Origin of the sequence: Rouxiella sp. WC2420 (assembly GCF_041200025.1) — a bacterium.
Taxonomy (GTDB): Bacteria; Pseudomonadota; Gammaproteobacteria; order Enterobacterales; family Enterobacteriaceae; genus Rouxiella.
In genome coordinates this window covers 1,714,826-1,731,415 of the sequence record NZ_CP165628.1, presented here as the reverse complement: position 1 = coordinate 1,731,415, position 16,590 = coordinate 1,714,826, and the positions used below count along the sequence as shown (strand labels likewise).

Below are 16,590 nucleotides of genomic sequence, written 5' to 3'. Positions count from 1 at the left end.
GAATTAAGTATTAACCAACCGCCAACAGCGGCCTGGCTTCTTCACGCTCACGGCCTTCCGCCACCAGCGCCAGCAGTATTTTTTGGACTGCCTGTGCCGGTTGCGATAGCGGCAAATGATCGGAAACGCACAACGAGAGCGGAGCCTGAATTGATGGGCTGTTAATGCAAGACATCCAGGCGTTGGCTGGTCCAACAATCGCGCGAGCCGCCGATTCTGGCAAAATCGTCGCGCCAAGACCGCTGGCAATCGCCTGAGTCAGCGTGCTGGCGGACTCGATTTCGCCAATCACTTTCGCCGACAGTCTTCTTAATGCCATCGCGTCATCCACCAGCTTGCGCAAAACGTCATGAGTGCGTGGCAAAAACAGATTCAGTTTAGCGACGTCGTTAAGTTCAATATATTTGCCCGGATTAGGCACGGTATTGGTCGCAACCAGATAAAGGTCTTCTTTAATCAGCGGCACAAATGACAGCCCCGGAATGGCTTTATTACCGTATAACACCGCCATATCCATACGACCATTGACTGTTTGCTCGGTCAGTTCGCTGCCAAAATTTTCATTCAAATACAATAAGATGCCCGGATGCTGTTGGCGGACAGCCTGTAACAATGGCAGTGCCAGCAGCGATGCCGCCGTGCCCGGTGCCATGCCAACCGAAACTTGTCCGTTCAAGGCCAGACCGGCACAGTTTACCGCGCTATGGGCCTGTTCACACTGGCGCAAGATTGTCTGAGCGTGGGCATAAAGAATATTACCGGCTTCTGTAGGTGTCACGCCGCGCTTGGTGCGAACCAGCAGTTGCTGTTTCAGCTCCCCTTCTAGCGTCGCCAATTGCTGGCTCAGGGCCGGTTGAGCGATATGCAACACATCTGCGGCCTGCGTGAGACTGCCGATATCGACGATTTTCACGAAGTACTTTAAGCGTCTGAGATTCATGTCTGTCTCCATCGATCCTGGTAGATATAGAAACTGGAAAAGGGCTGCCCCTGACTGAAGCAAAATGTCTTTATCATAATTTCCGCGAATACTTTGTTCGTCGGAACATGTTAATTAACAAAGCAAGATCAAGGCCAATCAGGCATTTAACTCAGTAATTTTCATGAAAAAATCATCTAATCATCTATAAAATAAGAAAAAACCGGCAGGCTGATAGTATCTAACTCAAGAATAACAAATAATTTGTCTAATAATTAAACAGGCGTTGTGCACCAACATAATGCAAACTTATGGGTCTTAGGCAAAAGCTGCCGGATGTACTGAATCCGGCAGTGATAAAGCGGGGAGTATTTAGATTGAAGGGATCATGCCGCCATCAACGCGGATAACCGAGCCGGTCATGTATGACGCCTGACGGCTGGCTAGAAATGCCGCTACCGCACCGTATTCTTCTGGCTCACCATATCGCCCGACAGGGATAGTCGCAGCACTCTTGCGCGCCACGTCTGCAACCGAAATGCCTTCGCGCCCTGCCCGAGCTTCATCGAGCTGGCCCAGACGTTTGGTGGAAATCCTGCCCGGCAGAATAACGTTGACGGTAATGCCTTCGCTTGCGACTTCACTGGCCAGCGTTTTTGACCAACCCACCAGCGCCATGCGCAGAGTGTTCGACATTCCGAGATTCGGGATTGGAGTGACCACGCCAGAGGAAGTGCTGGTGATGATGCGGCCCCAGCCCAGACTGCGCATATCCGGCAGGACTTTGTCAGTCAATTCAATCAGTGAAGTTACCATTGTTGAAAACTGTTTAGCCCAGGTCTCAGGCGCTACGCCGCTGGCTTTTGACGGCGGCGGCCCACCGGAGTTATTGACCAGAATGCCAATCGGCCCCAGATACTGGTGAATACCGGCCAGCACTTCATCAAATTTTTCAGGCTGGGTAAGGTCCATCACAAAAGCCTTGGCCTTGCCACCCTGCGCCTTGATCATATCGGCAGTTTCAATCAATGCCGCCTCGGTGCGGCCACAAACGGCAATCACTGCGCCCTCGGCTGCCAGCGACAGCGCCATTGCGCGCCCTAATCCACCGCCCGCGCCACTTACCAGCGCCACGCGTCCTGTAATTCCAAAATCCATCACATACCTCTGTCGTTTGATTTGCTGACTTTATTCAACACCATTTGATAAGCGGACTGCAGGTGACTGCGCATCATTTCGGCAGCCTCCGCCATGCGTTCTTCAAGCACCGCATCAATAATGGCAACGTGTTCCTGACACCATTCCCGCACCCGCTGCTTGTTGGTATAAGAGCCAAATTCCAGCAGGCGACGCAGCCGGTTTTGCTGCTGTATCGCCTGAAGTACAAAGATATTGCCGCTGAACTCGGCGAGCATTTCGTGGAACGTGGCATCGGTTTCGAAAATCTGTCGACCATCAACGCCGAGAATATCCGGGTGATTAATCAGGTAGATATGCTGTAAACGCAGTCTCTTGAGCGCACTTTTATCGGCACGGAAACTGGGAGATACCAACCCGCCCGGCTCGATCATCAGGCGAAACCCGTAACCATTGCTCAGCGCGACCTCACTGTTCAGAGTCGGCAGGAACGACCAGCCGTGCCCTTTGTTACGGGCGATCAGGCCGTCTTCCGAAAGCCGCAACAGTGTGCGAGACATCACCCCGCGATCGGCGTCATAGCGTTGGGCAATTTCAATCTGAGTTAAAGAATCAGGCAGTTTGCCGGCAATGCGGTCTTTCACCAGTTGCTCGTAAAGCTCCTGGTCGCTGCTGGTTGGCACATCAATGCTGATCCGCTGTAACTCGTCATACGCTTTGAGCAGGAAAAAGCCCTGATTACGGCGGGCTTCGATAATGCCCAGCTCACTGAGTAACTTGAGTGCTCCACGCACCGGCGTGCGGGATACCCCAGCCAAATCAGCCAGCTGTTGCTCACGCAAATGGTGTCCTGGCTCAAATTTTGCTTCACGAATAAGGTCAAGGATCTGGTTGGCCAAACGCCTTCCACTGGCGGTCGCTGTTTGTGTCATAAAAGCAGGCACCTAAAGTATTTAATGCGATTAATATACAATATCACAGTGTTCATAAATGGTGAAGCCTGAACAATAAGCCCCTAAATCGTGCATTAATGCACCATAAAAGAGCCTTGACTCACGATTTTAATTGTATTTAATGATACACAAAGAGCAATCCTGCTCGTGAGAAAATGGAGCCTGTCATGCTGAAAAGATCTTTTTTGCGTCGATATACCGCCCTATCTCTGGCCGCGATGTGCCTGAGTTTCCCACTTCTGAGTCAGGCGGCAGCCCCGGCAATGGTGAGTAAAGGTGAACTTACCTACGGCACGGCAGCTACGTTTATGCCTTTCGAATTTACCAAAGATGGCAATCTCACCGGCTTTGATATCGATTTGATCACCGCATTGTCGAAAAAGCTGTCTCTTAAACCGACCCCAATGTCGATGGAGTTTAAAGGGCTGATCCCGGCCTTGCAGGGCAAACGTCTGGATGTCATCAACTCCGCGATGTACATCAACCCTACTCGCGCCCAACAGGTAGATTTCGTGCCTTATCTGAAAATTGGCAGCCGAGTGATCGTCGCCAAGGGCAACCCTGAGAAAATCACCGGTCGCGACCTGTCGCTTTGCGGCAAGACTATCGCGGTGACCCTTGGCGGAATCGAGGAAAGCCAGGCCCGCGCCGATAACCAAAAATGCGTAGACGCCAAAAAATCCAGCCTCAACGTGCTGACCTTCCCGGCTGCGACCGATTCAGCAGTGGCCGTCGCGCAAAAACGTGCCGATGCCGAATATCTGTCCACTCCCGGCGCCGTGGCGCTGTTGAGCGAAAAAGGCGATACCTTTGAAACCACGGGTCCAGAGTTTGAGGCTGACACTCATATCGGCTTCGCCGTGCGCAAGGGCGACAGTGAAATGAAAGCGCTGCTGGAAGCCGGCCTGAAAGACATGGTTGCAGACGGCAGCTATCAAAAGTTAATCAAAAAATGGCAGTTCCCGGCCTCGGTTTCGATTTTCTAAAACGTCGTTCGCTTTGGATTTTGTATTTATTGCAGCAACGCAAAACCTGCCAAACGTTTTGCAGGTTTTGCTCCCTGACATCGAGGAAAAATCATGTCGCTTGATCTGGTCTGGCAGTACCTATTGTCACCGGCGTTCTTTCAGGGCGCAGTAATGACTCTGCTGATCACAGTATGCTCACTGTTTTTCGGCATTATCATGGGTTTAGTACTGGCTCTGTTGCAGGAATCCCGCTTTCGAGCAGGCCCTATTTTGGCTTTCTTCTATTTATGGCTGTTTCGCGGCACACCGGTGCTGTTTCAAATCATCTTTGTCTACAACGTTTTGCCTAGCTTCGGACTGCGATTTTCTGCCTTTACCTGTGCAGTGATGGCGCTGTCGTTAAATGAAGGGGCATATATGGCCGAGATCCTGCGCTCAGGCTTACAGGCAGTGAGAAGCGGGCAACGCACCGCCGGCATGGCGCTGGGTATGACCCAGGGTCAGATTATGCGCAAGATTGTTCTGCCTCAGGCGGCGCGCATCGTTTTACCGCCAATGGGTAATCAGATGATAAGCATGCTGAAATCCAGCGCACTGGTATCAGTGATTGCGGTTCAGGAACTTTTACTGATAGCCAACCAGACCGCCAGCGCCAGTTTCCGCTACTTTGAGGCCCTGTGCGCCGCGGGAATTTACTATCTGGCACTCACCACCGTTTTCATGATTGGTCAAGCCTGGCTGGAACGCGCGCTGGACCCGAAAAAGCGCAAAAAACCGGCGCTGTCATTAACCGAACGCCTGCTGCGCAGCAGCTCATCCAACTAAGGGTAATTCGATGAAAAATGAAAAACCTCTGCTGGAGATCATCGGTGTCGATAAGCATTTCGGCAATCAGCACGTATTAAAAAACTGTTCCCTCAGCGTAAAACAGGGTGAGACCGTGGTGCTTATCGGGCCTTCAGGCTCGGGCAAATCTACCCTGCTACGCTGCGTAAACCTGCTTGAGTCTATAGAAGGCGGCAGCATTTTTTTCCGCGAGGCCGAGATTACCAAATCAAACGTCGAGCCTCATCGCCTGCGCCAGGAAATCGGCATGGTGTTTCAGAACTATGAGCTATTTTCGCATCTGACCGCTGCCCAAAACATCATGCTAGCGCCGATGACCGTGCTCGGCGTAAGTCGTGCCGAAGCTGAAGCGCAGGCGCTCGAACTGTTGGGAAAAGTGCGTATTCCCGACAAGGCCGACAGTTTTCCCGATGAACTTTCCGGCGGCCAACAGCAGCGCGTCGCCATTGCACGCGCATTGGCAATGAAACCCAAGCTAATGCTGTTTGATGAGCCGACCTCGGCGCTGGACCCGGAAATGATCCGCGAAGTTATTGATGTCATGGCTGATCTTAGTGCAGAAGGCATGACCAGTATTGTGGTAACTCACGAGATGGGCTTTGCCCGCCGCGCCGCCAATCACATTGTATTTATGGAAAACGGCGAAATTATCGAGCACGCCACTGGCGAAAAATTCTTCGGGGGAGAAGTCAGCCAAAGAGCCCAACGCTTCCTCGATCAGATTTTACACTGAGTTAATTTTACTGTGCCTCACCAGGGCCACCTTAGGAGACGTCGATGACCACATCATCGCCAGATATCAGCAGAATGAAACGTGACCTCGCCGCACTGGTGGCGATTAACACTGAAAACCCGCCGGGCCGCGAACGCGAGGCCGCTGAGCTCATCAGCGTCTGGCTGCAACAGGCAGGCTTTGACCTGACCCTCAGTGAATATGAACCCGGCCGCACCAATGTGATTGCGCGACTAGAAAACGGTGCAGGCCCTTGTTTTGCCTTCAATACGCATATTGATGTCGTACCTGCGGGCAGTGGCTGGAGTCAAGATCCTTTCACTCTCACCGAACGCGACGGCAAGCTGTTTGGCCGCGGTTCCTGTGATGCCAAAGGCCCGCTGGTTGCCATGATTGAAGCCATGCGCATGCTGGCCAGCAACCCACAAAGCTGGTCGGGTACGCTAATGGGCATCTTTGTTGCCGATGAAGAAGTGGCCAGCGAAGGGGCTAAATTTTACGTGCGCGAGGCTCCGGCAAAAATCGACTTTGCGGTAATTGGCGAACCCACTTCCAACACCACTTATTCAGCACATAAAGGCAGCCTCCGACCGCTGGTGCGCGTCCACGGCGTAACAGCCCACTCGGGAACACCTGAATTGGGGGAAAACGCGATCTTCCGCGCCGCTCAGCTACTGGGATTAGTTGAACAACAGCATGAACAGAGTGTGCGCTGCCGCTGCCATCCGCTAGTCGGTTCGGCCAGTCTGACGGTGACCCGTATTTCAGGCGGGCACGCGGATAACGTGCTGCCAGACAGCTGCGAACTGCTGCTTGACCGCCGCATGGTGCCGGGAGAAGACGAAGAACAAGTCAAACAGGAACTACGCGATTTACTGGCCCTCGCCCATGAAAAATTTGGCGTGCGCAGTGAAATTATCACCTTCAAACCCACCACCGGTGGAGCCACCGAGACCGCTGTCGATGAGGCTATTGTGCAGGCAGGACTTGATGCCTGCCGCGCACAGGGGCTCGAAGAACCCGGCCCGTTTGGCTTCCAGGGCGGCTGTGATCTCGTTCATTTCCGTAGCCTCGGCACCAAAGGCATTGTTATCGGCCCCGGGTCACTGTCGGTCGCCCACAAGCCCGATGAATTTGTGCCGCTCGATGAGTTTATTGCCGCCGGTGAGATCTATCGTGATGTCGCCCTGAAAATGCTCACGCGAGGATAGGCCAGTGAAAGCCACGCTGTATCGCGCCGAGCTGCGCTATCCCCATCTGCAACTTTATACCGCGTCATCGGGCAGCATCGCCATGCTCGAAGAACTGTATTTATTGCTGGAAGATAAAGCCGTTTCCGGTCTCGGAGAGGTGCGCATCAACATTGCCTATCTCAACGGTTACAGCGCTGAACGGGTACTCGGCGATGTGATAAGAACCCTGCGCGCAGTGGACTGGCAACAGTCACCCGGTGATTTGCTGTTATCGCTGGAAAACCTGCTGGCCAGCAGCCTGGCCCCGACCCGCATGTTGCTGGACATGGCATTGCACGACTTGATTGCTCGTCAAAACGGTATCAGCGTCGCCCGGCTGATTGGTTCTGATTTCCCGCAGCCGATTTGCTATGCCACCAATCAGACACTGTTTTGGTCTTCTCAAGAGCAAATGTTGGGTCAGGCCACGGCATATATGGAGCGCGGCTTTAATCATCTCAAACTGCGCGTCGGTATTGGTTCAATTGACGATGATATTGATCGCCTGACCGCCCTGCGGCGGCGTTTTGGCAGTGAAGTTGATCTTTCTGCCGATGCCAACGGCCAATGGCAACCGGAGCAGGCGCGCAGCAATTTGCTGGCGTTACAGAAATTTGAGTTGAGCTACATCGAACAGCCTGTTTCTGACGCCAACGCGCACTTTTATCCCACGCTGGCCGCTAACAGCCCTATTCCGTTAATGCTCGACGAGAGCATGAGTTCAGAGGCCGATCTGCAACGCATTCTGGCAATGCAGGGCAAAGTCTGGGCGCATATAAAGCTGGTGAAAATGGGCGGGATTGCTCCGGCCATCCGCGCAGCGCAGCGACTCAACGCGGCGGGGGTTCCCTTTATGATTGGCCAGATGAACGAAGGCGCGGCGGCCACCGCAGCAGCATTGCACGTGGCCCATGCCTGCCAACCGGCCCACGCCGAACTGTATGGCGCAGACGGCCTTGGCAATGACCCGGTGACGGGGCTGACTTATTGCCAGGGTTTAGTCAGCAGCAGCGAATTACCGGGCCTGGGTATCGAATTCGATCCAGCTCAGGCCGAGCTTATCCAAACTTTTTCTTCTTAAAAACCTGATTTTATTCTGAGAGTGAGGCGTAATTATGCAAAAACCAGCATTGCCCGATCTAGGCCGGGTTGTCCCAGGGGCTGAATCCGCCTTTGCAGAGACTGAATACAAGCTGCGTATCGAGCGCGCACGGCAGCTGTTGACCCAGGCTGGGCTGGATCTGATGGTGATCACCAGCCCGGAAAACATTTTCTATCTAACTGGCCAGCAAACTCCCGGTTATTACACCTTCCAGACTTTGGTCCTGCCGGTTGAAGGCGATCCCGTCTTTGTAATCCGTCAGTTGGAGTATTTCAACTTTATCTCTAACACCTTTATTCGCGACGCCGCGATTTATACCGATGGCGATAATCCGGTTAACTTCTTGCTCGACGTGCTGAAAAACCGCGGCTGGACCCAAAAACGCATCGGCATCGACAAACGCGGTTGGTTCTTGCCGATTGCCGTTTATGAAGCGCTACAGGCCGAGCTGGGAACTATTCACGATGCAGCGGGAGTGATTGAACAGCTCCGCGCAGTAAAATCTGCCGCCGAGCTGGAAAAGATGGCTCATGCCGCACGCTATGTCGATGCAGGCATGCTGGCCGGCCGCAACGCCATTGCCGCCGGAGCGACAGAAAACGATCTGGTTGCCGCAATGATGGGCGCCGCGATTGCCGCGGGTTCAGAATATATGGGCATGGAACCGCTGGTTTCTTCCGGCCCGCGTACCGGTGTACCGCACGGTACCTGGCGTCGTCGCAAAATTCTCGACGGTGACCCGATTTTCCTGGAAATGGCTGCCACTCACGACCGTTATCACGCCGCGCTGATGCGTTCTGCCTGGTTGGGTAAACCTCCTGCTGTCGCGCTGGAAATGGAAAAAACCTGTCAGGAAGCCTTGCAGGCAGCGCTTGACGCAATTCGCCCGGGCGCGACCTGCGAAGCCCCGCACATCGCCTGCCAGAAAGTCATCGACCGCGCGGGTTATACCGATAACTTCAAGAAACGCACCGGATATTCCATTGGTGTTTCATTCGCACCGGACTGGGGCGAAGGCGCGATCCTCAGCCTGTACAGCGGCATTACTACAGAATTACAGCCGGGCATGACTTTCCACATTCCGCCAGCCCTGCGCATTTACGGCGAATTCACCGTTGGTGTCAGTGAAACCATCGTGGTTACCGAGACCGGCTATCGGGTTTTAGGCTCCGTGGAACGCCCACTGGTTTTACTTTAATTACGTTCAGATTCAGCAAGGAAAAGATCGATGAAAGATATCTATGAAAGTCAGGCGCGCTTACGCGGTATTTTCAATATTACCGTGACTCCCTTCACTGCCAATGGCGAATTCGATTTTGCCGGACTGGCGCGCAATATCGAGCGCGTCATTGAGCTGGGCTACGACGGCATCCTGATCGGCGGCACCTACGGTGAATTCCCGACCATGACCACCGAAGAACGCGCCACGATGTTCCGCAAAGTCATGGATGTGGTTGGCGATCGTGTACCGGTAATGCTGTGCAGCGCCGGTTCCGATGCTCGCGTCGTCAGTGAACTGACTCAGTTGGCTGGCGATCTCGGCGGTCTGCCAATGGTCACCCCGCCGTTTGTTTCCGAAGTCACCAACGCACAAATCGTCAGTTTTTTCAAAAAGATGGCCCCACTGTCACGCACCGGCATTCTGGTTTACAACGCGCCGGGCATCGGCATTACCCTTCCCCCGACGGTTCTTGAAGAATTGGCTGATATTGAAGGCGTGGTCGGCATTAAACAGGGCGACCTGAACCCGACGGCTATCGATCAGATTGCCAATCGGCTTGGCGGTCGCCTGCGTCTGTTCTGTGCCTCGGACTTGGCTTTCCTTGGCCCGATGATGTGTGGCTTTGACGGTATCAGCACCACCAATAGCGGCGCGCTGCCAGAGATTATTCTCGCGACCTATCGTGCTTTGGAAAAAGGTGATGCCAACACGGCTCGTGAACTCCATCAGCTTTGGTATCCGTATCGCGCGCTGGCACGCCGTCTTGGACAACCTCAAGTCGTCAAGGCAGCGATGAACCTGCGCGGATTTGATGGCCATCACGTGCGCTCACCGTTAATCGATCTTGTTGGTCCAGAGATTGAAGAAGTGAAAGCTGAGTTGCTGCGCCTGGCCGCAGATAGCAGAACGGGTGTGACGCTCAAGTAATCAAAGCTAAGGCCCCGGTTAATTAAGGGGGCCTTTTTCAGCTTTAGCCAGCGGCCTGCAAGAAAGCAGCTATCAGCGGATGCGGTTGTTGCGCCGTTGAAGTCAGCTCAGGATGGCCCTGCACGCCGAGGTAAAACGGGTGCGCCGCGTATTCGATGGCGTCGGCAATTGAACCGCTTGGGTCTGTCCCCGAGACGGCCAGGCCGTAAGCTTCCAGATCGTCAATAAACAGTGGATTGAGCTGAAAACGGTGGTTGTAGCGCAAGGTAGTTTTGTCGCCCAACACCGCGGCCATCCTTGAGCCGTTGCGCAATGTCATCACGTCATCGCCCAGTCGATGTTGCGGATGCCCTGGCGTTTCAGCCAGCAGCACAAAGGTTTTTATCGCCGCATGAGGATCGGCTTCGGCAAGATTGGCAAACAGGCTGCCGGTCATCTGCTGAATAACCGCAGTGGCCATGGTTTGCATGCCCAAACACAGGCCCAGAGTCGGAATTTGCTGACGAAGACAATAATGGGCAACGCGAATTTGTCCGGCAACGTTTTGCATATCTGAACCGCCGGGCAAAATCACGCCGTCAATGTCCGGCATCAGATTATGCAGAAGAATTTCAGAAGATCGAGGGGGAATAAAGACTGTTTCAACGCTCAATCCCAGAGCTTCGGCAGCATCGCCAATCGCGGCTAACGTGGCCGGATAACTTTGCAGCTGGTCCTGATAAGTGCCAATCAGGGCAATTTTGAGTCGACGGGAAGTGAATGGAATCGAAAGATTGGCAGCGGAAGTCAGTCGGCCATAACTATCGCGCCGCCATGCAGTTTGTGTCGTATCGAGACTGCCATTATGGCTGAACTGGAATCCCTTTTGGTTGCCAACAACCTCAAGAAGCCGGTGTTCTATCGAGTGATAACGAGCCTCGGCCACTAATTGAGCAAAGTTTGCCAATCCTGAGGGGCCTAGCGGAATGACCCAGTCTCGATTGCCGTGCGCGCTGAGTAATTCAGCGAGATTCCAGGCTTTTCCTGGGGATTTTTGATTGAGGCGCTCATGCCATAGCAGTCCGCTGGAAACTAGATTTCCTTCTGCGGTGACATGCTGGCAGGCATCAGCGTAGCGAGACGTATCCCAACTCTGGGACAGATGGGCTAATTCTGTCCCGTATTGTGCAGAGATTACCGAGGCCATTGCGCCGTAAAGTGCTGGCTCAGGGGTGTTGTGGGCAACAAAAGTCAAAGCCATATATTTATTTAACCTGATGGTAACTTATTAATTTAACAGCGGTTTTCTATGAAACCTCTGCCGCAACTCTGAGAAAAACCTCAGCAAGTTCTGAAGAAACTATGAGCAATACGGTATAAGCCATGATAATTTAAATTGGTTTATTTGATACAGATAATACAATTTTTGATTAAATATTATAAAAGGGTAAAAGATGTCAGCTGAACTTACTGCGCCAAGATTGCGACGTGTACGTCCTTCACCAACGGCGGTTATTTCCGATCGAGTCCGTGCACTATCTGATGCAGGGGTTGATGTCATTAATCTCGGCGAAGGAGAGTTAGACTTTGACACCCCTGACCATATTAAGCAGGCAGGTATCGACGCCATTGTACAAGGAGACACAAAATACACGGCGGTCTCGGGTACTAGTACGTTAAAGAACGCCATTATCAATAAATTTTCGAAAGAAAACCACCTTTGTTATAAAGTAACAGAAATTATTGCCGGAAGCGGAGCTAAGCAACTTATTTTCAATGCTTTTTTAGCGACGGTTTCGAGTGGAAATGAAGTAATTATTCCCGCGCCTTATTGGGTTTCATATCCGGATATGGTTTCACTGGCGGACGGCGAATCGCGCATTGTTGCCTGCGTGGAAGAACACGGCTGGAAATTGCAGCCTGCCGACCTTGCCGCAGCCATCACTCCACAAACTCGCTGGCTAATCCTTAACTCGCCTAACAACCCTACCGGTGCCGTTTACAGTGCCGATGAGTTGCGCGCTCTGGCTGACGTCCTGCTCGAAGCACCGCACGTACTGATTATGGCTGACGATATTTACGAGCACATTTGCCACGCTCCGGCAAAGTTCGTTACTTTGGCACAAATTGAACCCAGGCTGTTTGACCGAATTTTGACAGTCAACGGGGTATCTAAAGGTTATTCGATGACCGGCTGGCGTATTGGTTATGCCGGAGGCCCCGAGTGGCTGATTTCTGCCATGCAGATCCTGCAATCGCAAAGCACCTCGAATCCTAGCTCAATCTCGCAGGCCGCTACGGTTGCTGCACTGGAGCAGGACAACGGGTTTCTTGCCGAGTGGCGTGAAATTCTCGATACGCGTCGCCAGAAAATCATGGCCTGTATCAACAGCATCGACGGACTCAGTGCCGACCTTCCCCCTGGCGCGTTTTATGTCTTTGCCAACTGTTCCGGGATGTTGGGAAAGACCACGCCAGCTGGCTCAGTCATTGAAAACGACGTCGACTTTGTTGAATACCTGCTTGATGCCGCCCACGTTGCAACCCTGCAAGGCTCAGCCTTTGGCGCATCGTCGTACCTGCGCATTGCCTACGCAATTGACGACAACCGACTGAACGAAGCCTGTGAAAGAATGATTAAGGCCTGTTCGGCATTGAAATAAAAAATCTAGTGGCGAGTTTAATTGGCAAACATAGGCATGATTAGCTTAAAAAGGTGAAAGAGGGGTGGTTTTGGCTCAATTCTCAACAACTTGAGCAAACTAGCAGCAGTCGCGCACAATTTTGCAGTTGCCCTTTGACATGCACAGCGGCAGTCGCTATTATTCGCCCCGTTCACACGATTCCTCTGTAGTTCAGTCGGTAGAACGGCGGACTGTTAATCCGTATGTCACTGGTTCAAGTCCAGTCAGGGGAGCCAAATTTAGAGAAGCCCGCACAAGGAAACTTGCGCGGGCTTTTTGCTTTCCGAGCTTTGCCCTTGCTGCACCCGCCTTCGTCGGTTACTCACTCTTTCGGCCTATCTTCAATCATTCCACCGAGTCGGGATAAATGGGGGTAAATTGAGGTCAAATTGGTTTGATAATACAATGACCTACTGGAACGTAATAATAATTCTCATCTAAAAGCAGACTGCAATGTCAGGGATTCTAAAGACACTGATATTCCGATCGGTTATAATAATGGCAGTAAAATATTAAAAGTAATTTATAATTAGGTTTATATATTTATTAATATTTAAATCACATTAAAAACTTTATTCGAGAAAGCCTATCTATGCTGAAAATACTCGCTCATCAAAATAAACTTTATGAAATTCGTAAAGCAAGTCAACATAATAAACGCTTTCCAACTATTGATAAGATCTCTATGAGCTCGAAAACTCCGACTTCTGTTGTTCAGAAAGAGGATAATTTTCCCGCCCCCTCCCTTGCAGGACGGCCAATGAGTGCGCTGCAATGCATTCCACCAACAAGTCCGGAAACAAGCAAAACTATCCCCCAGCTCGCACACTTTCATCTGTATTTATCACCGACGGTCACAACACCAACAGATCTTGCTTGGAATATTCATACGCGAAATAATAGAGGTGATAAATTTTTATTCGACAGCACTCCATCAGAGCGAAAATACTCAATAGACATCCAAGGCGCGCTATCAAATATCATAGATTTTGTCGAAAAGAACCCAGGTCACAAGGTCTACCTTTGGACAAACAAGGAGTCGGAAAAAATTATAAGAAAAACTTTATTAGATAATGAACTCAGTCCTGCATTATTCAAAAAAATTACGTTTAGCAATATAGATGGATTTTTCGAAAAATGGGATTTTGATCCCAATGAAAAGAAGCTTTTATATAAATTTTTCAGACAAGAAATGGCCGGTGCCGGGAAAAACCTGGCTGCTGCAAAAGACATCGCGCAATATGCCGTATTGGAAGCGTATGGTGGATTAGGCATAGATTGTGATGTTGCTACAAAGAGATCCATCGGCCAGCTTAAAAGCCCAAGTGGAATACTTATTAATCTAGAAGAAAAACCCGACTATACTCCAACAATAAATAATAATGTTCTTGCAGCAACACCTCACCATAAAACATTCCAAAAAATCTTTGAACATATTAACTCAACCTACCAGGGGAATTGGCATCCTCTTCCAGAAATAATATATAGCGCTTTCCAAAGCTGCGCTACTTATTTTGATTACTTGCCTGAGCTTATGGAAATAACACAGGAAGAATCATTTGAGTTACTGACAAAAGCTATTAATAATGAAAAGCGTTTTAATTACTCTCAAAAGCGGGTTGGGGGGACATTGTTTAACTATGCAAGAGTCGGGATTACTGTAGCAGCAACAGGCCCTGGAGCTCTTCGTTGTGGCATGGATCGTACTGTGACTCTAACACATCAGCCAAAAGAATATAGTTTCGAAAATAATGCTGAAATTTTTGGCCATCTGAGCAAGAGTGATAAGTTAAAACAAAGATTTAATGATTCAAGAGGAAATAAAATAAACGAAGAGCTACTGAGTGATGGTAAGAGCTGGAGCGCTTTTGGCAGCGTAAAACGCAGAGATTCTTTTTAAATAATAAAGCCTCGTTATAAAGTTAGATGGTGTTAGTGAAAAAACTATGGCCGGAGCTTTCCAGCAAGGGTTATAACCACTCTTGGGAAATACACCGCAACTGTGCTAGACAATAATATTAGAATTCAGGAAAAAACTCTGAATTCTAACAAGCATTATAATAATTGGGATGGTTATAATTTTTCCGCTGCACGAGGGGGTTATATCGCTGCTTAAACAAATAAAGGGCTTCTCGCACAACGGGTTTTAGAAAACCACGGTGATAAAAATGGCATTACGATGAAAGACATAATCATTGTCTTTAGCCTAAAACCGCCCTCGCCCCCTGAGCCGCCTCTTTTGCTAACATTGGGACATCAATATCCTGCAGTTTGCCGCCTTTTTTAATGATCCGCCCATCGGCGATTACCGTATCAATATCAGCAGGCGTTACGGACTGAACTACAGCTGCCACTGGATCAATCATCGGCAGCAGGCCAAGTCGGCGGGCATCGATCAGCACTACATCGGCTCGTTTGCCAACAGTAATCGAACCGATTTGCTCGCCTAATCCCATCGCATTCGCCCCGCCCTGCGTTGCCCAATACAATACATCCCGAGCGGTTAATGCCAGTTCATTGCCGCTGCTTCCGGTCGCCAGATTCAACGCTGTTTGCATTACCATAAACGGATTGGCGTTGCCGCTTAGCACCAGAGTGTCGATACCCAAACTTAACGGTATTTTAGCCTGATGCATTGCCGCAACCGGCGCGAGGCCATAACCGACACGCATCTCACTCAATGGCGTAAAACATACTGAAGCACCGCTTTTTTTAATGGACAAAATATCTTTTTCGTCGGCATGAGTGGCGTGAACCAATTGCACCGAGGGGTTAAGCAGATCTTTATCTACTAGCTGCTGAATGGCTTTTTTCTTTTGCATCTCCTGAGTCACAGCGATGTGCGTTGATATCGGCAAATTATGCTGTTTTACAAATGCAAATTCCTGCTGCCAGATTTTAGGTCCAGTACGTTCAGGACCTCGAATCGCCAATCCAAGGCTAACGCGACGGGGACCTGCAGCCATCAGTTGCTGCTGCACGCGTTCGATATCTTTAAAATCCATCGGCGCAGTAGCCGCGAGCTCTTGCGGATAGCCATACCAAAAACGGGCCCGCAATCCGCTAGATTGCAGCGCCTGAAGTTCTGCATCTGCAAACGCCGGATTGCGAATATTGTGCGCCCAGTTATTGACCGTAGTGATACCCGCGTCTGCAGCTTCTGCCAATCCTAACCGCACACCTAACGCGGAGAGTGCGGGAGTAAAATGCGCACTGGTTTTTAGTTGTGACTTAAAGAAAGTGTCCCCCTGCGGGGATGGCGAGCTGTTTCGCAAAAAGCTGTTCCACATATGCCAGTGGGCATCGACCAAACCAGGGATCAGGATCATTCCTGCGCCATCGAGCACTGTTGCGCCTTCAGCGGCAATATTTTTACCGATGGAAACGATCGTCCCATCGCGTAGCAAAACATCGCCGTCAGAAATATTCCCTAGCTTAGGGTCCATGGTGATCACGTTGGCATGACGAATCAACAGCGCTGTAGAGGTCTTGCCCGGTAATAAATCAGAACTATTGCCCGCCCTGGCATTCATCGCTATGCCTGCGCCCAAAGCAGCACCAAGTTTGAGTAACGTTCGCCGATCGAGGCCGGAGCAATAAGACATGACCCTCTCCTTAATCCGTGGGATTCGTTAAACCAGTTGATAACTATGGTAGTGTTTGCGGGATCAGGCAAATCAATGCGGGTAGCGTCTGATAGCAGAATGAAAGACTCTGGGATAGAGATCATCATCAATTTAGAAACTTGATCATTTGATAGATGGCGATTTTGCAAACACATTTGGTCTAAATATCAATGATTTGACTATTTTACCAGCAAATAAAACTTAATTTGGTATAACTCTTTGACATGCAAAGCGACTGCTATTAATATTCGCCCCGTTCAAA

14 protein-coding genes and 1 tRNA gene are annotated in these 16,590 nt (G+C 50.8%); 10 read left to right on the top strand and 5 right to left on the bottom strand.

Annotated features, from left to right (window positions below):
* Positions 1–10 precede the first annotated feature (10 nt).
* From nac to AB3G37_RS08055, 3 genes are all read right to left on the bottom strand, one after another.
* On the bottom strand, positions 11–940 hold the full coding sequence (gene nac / locus AB3G37_RS08065; RefSeq protein ID WP_009637243.1) for a nitrogen assimilation transcriptional regulator NAC: 930 nt from the start codon (positions 938–940) through the stop codon (positions 11–13).
* A gap of 351 nt (positions 941–1,291) precedes the next feature.
* Positions 1,292–2,077 carry an SDR family oxidoreductase gene (locus AB3G37_RS08060; RefSeq protein ID WP_009637244.1) on the bottom strand — a complete coding sequence of 262 codons (786 nt, stop codon included), beginning with the start codon at positions 2,075–2,077 and terminating at the stop codon, positions 1,292–1,294.
* Positions 2,077–2,988 (bottom strand): GntR family transcriptional regulator, encoded by a 912-nt coding sequence (locus tag AB3G37_RS08055; RefSeq protein WP_369790267.1) that lies wholly within the window; start codon positions 2,986–2,988, stop codon positions 2,077–2,079. Before AB3G37_RS08055 ends, AB3G37_RS08060 begins: the two co-directional genes overlap by 1 nt.
* A 239-nt stretch (positions 2,989–3,227) precedes the next feature.
* Here AB3G37_RS08055 and AB3G37_RS08050 point away from each other — a divergent pair, with 239 nt between their 5' ends.
* From AB3G37_RS08050 to AB3G37_RS08020, 7 genes are all read left to right on the top strand, one after another.
* Complete coding sequence (locus AB3G37_RS08050) at positions 3,228–3,995, top strand: ABC transporter substrate-binding protein (protein WP_369790916.1); 768 nt, start codon at positions 3,228–3,230, stop codon at positions 3,993–3,995.
* 93 nt (positions 3,996–4,088) lie between these two features.
* The gene (locus AB3G37_RS08045) at positions 4,089–4,802 is read left to right on the top strand and encodes an amino acid ABC transporter permease (RefSeq protein WP_009637247.1); all 714 of its coding nucleotides are present in this window, start codon (positions 4,089–4,091) and stop codon (positions 4,800–4,802) included.
* Between the two features lie 10 nt (positions 4,803–4,812).
* A complete protein-coding gene (locus AB3G37_RS08040; protein ID WP_009637248.1) occupies positions 4,813–5,556 on the top strand; it encodes an amino acid ABC transporter ATP-binding protein in 744 nt (247 codons plus the stop codon).
* 44 nt (positions 5,557–5,600) lie between these two features.
* Positions 5,601–6,767 carry a M20 family metallopeptidase gene (locus AB3G37_RS08035; protein ID WP_369790266.1) on the top strand — a complete coding sequence of 389 codons (1,167 nt, stop codon included), beginning with the start codon at positions 5,601–5,603 and terminating at the stop codon, positions 6,765–6,767.
* Between the two features lie 4 nt (positions 6,768–6,771).
* A complete protein-coding gene (locus AB3G37_RS08030) occupies positions 6,772–7,869 on the top strand; it encodes a mandelate racemase/muconate lactonizing enzyme family protein (protein ID WP_369790265.1) in 1,098 nt (365 codons plus the stop codon).
* A gap of 34 nt (positions 7,870–7,903) precedes the next feature.
* Positions 7,904–9,088, top strand: a complete 1,185-nt coding sequence (locus tag AB3G37_RS08025) for a M24 family metallopeptidase (protein WP_369790264.1) — start codon at positions 7,904–7,906, stop codon at positions 9,086–9,088.
* Positions 9,089–9,118: 30 nt separating this feature from the next.
* On the top strand, positions 9,119–10,039 hold the full coding sequence (locus AB3G37_RS08020) for a dihydrodipicolinate synthase family protein (protein WP_369790263.1): 921 nt from the start codon (positions 9,119–9,121) through the stop codon (positions 10,037–10,039).
* 43 nt (positions 10,040–10,082) lie between these two features.
* On the opposite strand, the gene AB3G37_RS08015 is transcribed toward AB3G37_RS08020, so the two are convergent.
* Positions 10,083–11,279, bottom strand: a complete 1,197-nt coding sequence (locus AB3G37_RS08015) for a gamma-glutamyl-gamma-aminobutyrate hydrolase family protein (RefSeq protein ID WP_369790262.1) — start codon at positions 11,277–11,279, stop codon at positions 10,083–10,085.
* Positions 11,280–11,472: 193 nt separating this feature from the next.
* Here AB3G37_RS08015 and AB3G37_RS08010 point away from each other — a divergent pair, with 193 nt between their 5' ends.
* From AB3G37_RS08010 to AB3G37_RS08000, 3 genes are all read left to right on the top strand, one after another.
* On the top strand, positions 11,473–12,681 hold the full coding sequence (locus AB3G37_RS08010) for an aminotransferase class I/II-fold pyridoxal phosphate-dependent enzyme (RefSeq protein ID WP_369790261.1): 1,209 nt from the start codon (positions 11,473–11,475) through the stop codon (positions 12,679–12,681).
* 181 nt (positions 12,682–12,862) lie between these two features.
* A tRNA-Asn gene (locus tag AB3G37_RS08005) sits at positions 12,863–12,938 on the top strand.
* 356 nt (positions 12,939–13,294) lie between these two features.
* Positions 13,295–14,602: a hypothetical protein gene (locus tag AB3G37_RS08000; RefSeq protein WP_369790260.1), complete on the top strand. Its 1,308-nt coding sequence runs from the start codon at positions 13,295–13,297 to the stop codon at positions 14,600–14,602.
* 301 nt (positions 14,603–14,903) lie between these two features.
* On the opposite strand, the gene AB3G37_RS07995 is transcribed toward AB3G37_RS08000, so the two are convergent.
* Entirely contained in the window at positions 14,904–16,307 is a 1,404-nt protein-coding gene (locus AB3G37_RS07995; RefSeq protein ID WP_369790259.1) for an amidohydrolase family protein, read from the bottom strand.
* Positions 16,308–16,590: the final 283 nt, after the last annotated feature.

Excerpts from the sequence above, each read along its gene's own strand:
- nac (WP_009637243.1), bottom strand. The coding sequence starts at position 940 with ATGAATCTCAGACGCTTAAAGTACTTCGTGAAAATCGTCGATATCGGC.
- AB3G37_RS08060 (WP_009637244.1), bottom strand. The coding sequence starts at position 2,077 with ATGGATTTTGGAATTACAGGACGCGTGGCGCTGGTAAGTGGCGCGGGC.
- AB3G37_RS08055 (WP_369790267.1), bottom strand. The coding sequence starts at position 2,988 with ATGACACAAACAGCGACCGCCAGTGGAAGGCGTTTGGCCAACCAGATC.
- AB3G37_RS08050 (WP_369790916.1), top strand. The coding sequence starts at position 3,228 with ATGTGCCTGAGTTTCCCACTTCTGAGTCAGGCGGCAGCCCCGGCAATG.
- AB3G37_RS08045 (WP_009637247.1), top strand. The coding sequence starts at position 4,089 with ATGTCGCTTGATCTGGTCTGGCAGTACCTATTGTCACCGGCGTTCTTT.
- AB3G37_RS08040 (WP_009637248.1), top strand. The coding sequence starts at position 4,813 with ATGAAAAATGAAAAACCTCTGCTGGAGATCATCGGTGTCGATAAGCAT.
- AB3G37_RS08035 (WP_369790266.1), top strand. The coding sequence starts at position 5,601 with ATGACCACATCATCGCCAGATATCAGCAGAATGAAACGTGACCTCGCC.
- AB3G37_RS08025 (WP_369790264.1), top strand. The coding sequence starts at position 7,904 with ATGCAAAAACCAGCATTGCCCGATCTAGGCCGGGTTGTCCCAGGGGCT.
- AB3G37_RS08020 (WP_369790263.1), top strand. The coding sequence starts at position 9,119 with ATGAAAGATATCTATGAAAGTCAGGCGCGCTTACGCGGTATTTTCAAT.
- AB3G37_RS08015 (WP_369790262.1), bottom strand. The coding sequence starts at position 11,279 with ATGGCTTTGACTTTTGTTGCCCACAACACCCCTGAGCCAGCACTTTAC.
- AB3G37_RS08010 (WP_369790261.1), top strand. The coding sequence starts at position 11,473 with ATGTCAGCTGAACTTACTGCGCCAAGATTGCGACGTGTACGTCCTTCA.
- AB3G37_RS08000 (WP_369790260.1), top strand. The coding sequence starts at position 13,295 with ATGCTGAAAATACTCGCTCATCAAAATAAACTTTATGAAATTCGTAAA.
- AB3G37_RS07995 (WP_369790259.1), bottom strand. The coding sequence starts at position 16,307 with ATGTCTTATTGCTCCGGCCTCGATCGGCGAACGTTACTCAAACTTGGT.